The organism is Nonomuraea sp. NPDC001684 (assembly GCF_053596515.1).
This window is the reverse complement of record NZ_JBSFGJ010000775.1, coordinates 1-2,465: the sequence shown is the minus strand read 5'-3', so window position 1 is coordinate 2,465 and position 2,465 is coordinate 1. Positions and strand designations below refer to the sequence as shown.

General features: G+C 75.7%; 3 protein-coding genes. All 3 read left to right on the top strand.

The features are described 5' to 3' along the window. Nucleotides 1-625: ATP-binding cassette domain-containing protein (locus tag ACWCSD_RS51510; RefSeq protein WP_449927040.1), on the top strand; the 625-nt coding region annotated here is incomplete at its 5' end. Continuing rightward, nucleotides 622-1,803: a M20 family metallopeptidase gene (locus tag ACWCSD_RS51505; protein WP_397156280.1), complete on the top strand. Its 1,182-nt coding sequence runs from the start codon at nt 622-624 to the stop codon at nt 1,801-1,803. The genes ACWCSD_RS51510 and ACWCSD_RS51505, both read left to right, overlap by 4 nt. Continuing rightward, nucleotides 1,803-2,456 (top strand): P1 family peptidase, encoded by a 654-nt coding sequence (locus ACWCSD_RS51500; protein WP_449927038.1) that lies wholly within the window; start codon nt 1,803-1,805, stop codon nt 2,454-2,456. The genes ACWCSD_RS51505 and ACWCSD_RS51500 overlap by 1 nt, the downstream gene beginning before the upstream one ends. Nucleotides 2,457-2,465: the final 9 nt, after the last annotated feature.

Sequence of the window (2,465 nt, the reverse complement as noted above, 5' to 3'; positions counted from 1 at the left end):
GTCCACGCTGCTGCGCCTGCTGTGCGGCCTGGACCGGCCCACCGGCGGGTCCGTCGTCTTCGACGGGCGGGAGATCACCGGCCTGCCGGAGCGGCGGCTGCGCTTCCTGCGGGAGAACCTGCAGATCGTCTTCCAGGACCCGATGAGCTCGCTCGACCCGCGCATGCGCGTGCGGGACCTGGTGGCCGAGCCGCTGGTCGCGCTCGGCCTGCCGGTCGGCGGGCGGGTGGCCGAGCTGCTGGAGGCGGTCGGCCTGCCCGCCTCGGCCGCCGACCGCTACCCCCACCAGTTCTCCGGCGGTCAGCGGCAGCGCATCGCCATCGCCCGCGCGCTCGCGCCCCGGCCGAAGGTGCTGGTCGCCGACGAGCCCGTCAGCGCCCTCGACGTGTCCGTCCGCGGCCAGATCCTCAACCTGCTCGCCGACCTGGTGGACGAGCTGGGCCTCACGCTCGTGTTCGTCTCGCACGACCTGTCGGTGGTCCGGCACGTCTGCGAGACCGTGGCCGTCATGAGCGGCGGCGAGATCGTCGAGACCGGCCCGGTGGACGACGTCTGGGCCGCGCCGCGCCACCCGTACACGCGTGACCTGCTGCAGGCCGTACCGACCCTGGAGGGATTGTTGTGATCGAGGTCGACGAGCGGGGAGTCGTGGAGTTCACGCAGGCCCTGGTGCGCATCCCCAGCACCAACGACCCCGCGCGCGGGCGCACCGAGCGGCCCGCCGCCGAGCTGGTCGAGGCCAGGATGCGCGAGTGGGGCTGGGACCCGGTCGTGAGCGAGGCCGCCGCCGGGCGGCCCAACGTCGTCGCGGTGGTCGAGGGCGGCGGCGGCGACGGGCCGACGCTGATGTTCGAGGGCCACACCGACGTCGTGACCGAGGGCGACCTGTCCACCTGGACCGTCGACCCGTTCGGCGGCGAGATCCGCGACGGGCGGCTGTGGGGCCGGGGCAGCGCCGACATGAAGTCCGGCCTGGCCGCCACCCTCTACGCCACCCGCGCACTCCAGCTCGCCGGCCCGTTCCCCGGCCGGATCAAGGTGTGCGCGCTGGCCGACGAGGAGGGCCTGATGATCGGCGCCCACCACTTCGTCGCCTCCGGCCTGGCCGACGGCGTGGACGGCGCGATCGTCGCCGAGCCCGAGGCCGGGGAGATCTGCGCGGTGGCCAAGGGCGCGCTGCGGCTGCGCGTCGACCTCACCGGCAAGATGGCCCACGGCGCGATGCCGCAGCACGGCCGCAACCCCGTCCAGGCGGTCGGCACGCTGCTGGTCGCCCTGCGCGGCCTCCAGCGGGAGCTTCAGGAACGGCATCCGGCCCACGAGCACCTCGGCGAGGTGTACGTCACCCCGACGGTGGTCCGGGCGGGCAGCGAGGAGCAGGTCAACGTCATCCCCGCCACGGCGTCCGTCTTCGTCGACGTGCGCACGATCCCCGGGCTGGAGCACAAGGTGGTGGCCGACCGGGTGGCCGCCCTCGCCGCGGCCGGGGACGGGATCGAGGCGTCGGTGTCGGTCCTGGTGGACCGGCCGCCGGTGGACGTGCCGGTGACCGACCCGGTGGTGGCCGCGCTGGCGGCGGCCCACCGTACGGTGACGGGGGAGGAGCCGGTCTACGGCGGCGTGCCGGGCTCGACGGACGGGACCGTGCTGACCCACTGGGGCGGCGTCCCCTCCGTCGTGTACGGCCCCGGCGGCAAGTGGATCGCCCACCAGGCGGACGAGTACGTCGAGGTCGCCGAGATCGTCCGGTGCACCCGGGTGTTCGCCGAGGCGGCGCGGCGCTTCCTGCACCGGGACTTCTGATGCTCGCCGAACCCGCCCCCGGCATGCGTCCCGGGCCGACGAACTCGCTGGTGGACGTCGCCGGGCTGCGCGTCGGGCACGCGCACCGGGTGGGCGGCGGCTACCGCACGGGCACGACCGTGGTGCTGGCGCCGCCGGAGGGCGTGGTGGCCGGCGTCGACGTGCGCGGCGCCGCTCCCGGCACCCGCGAGACCGAGTTGCTCGATCCGCGCAACCTGGTCGAGCGCGTGCACGCCGTCGTGCTGTCGGGCGGCAGCGCGTACGGGCTGAGCACGGCGTGCGGGGTGATGGACGGGCTGGCCGACGCGGGCATCGGCTTCCCGGTGGCGGGCGGCGTGGTGCCCATCGTCCCGGCGGCCGTCATCTACGACCTCGGGCGCGGCGGCGACTTCCGCGCCACCCCCGACGCCGCCCTCGGCGCCGCGGCCTACGCCGCCGCCCGCACTCCGGCGCACGAACCGCCCTTCCCCGCACCCCCGCCCCGCCACGGCGGCGCGGCCCGGCACGCCACCGCGCCTCCCACGGCCAGCGGGTCCATCGGGGCCGGCGCCGGGGCGATGGCGGGCGGCCTGGCCGGCGGCGTCGGGACGGCCAGGCCGGCTGTTGATCGGACTATCGCACTGCGCCGAGTGGGTGAACGTCACATGGGGTGAACGTTGTCA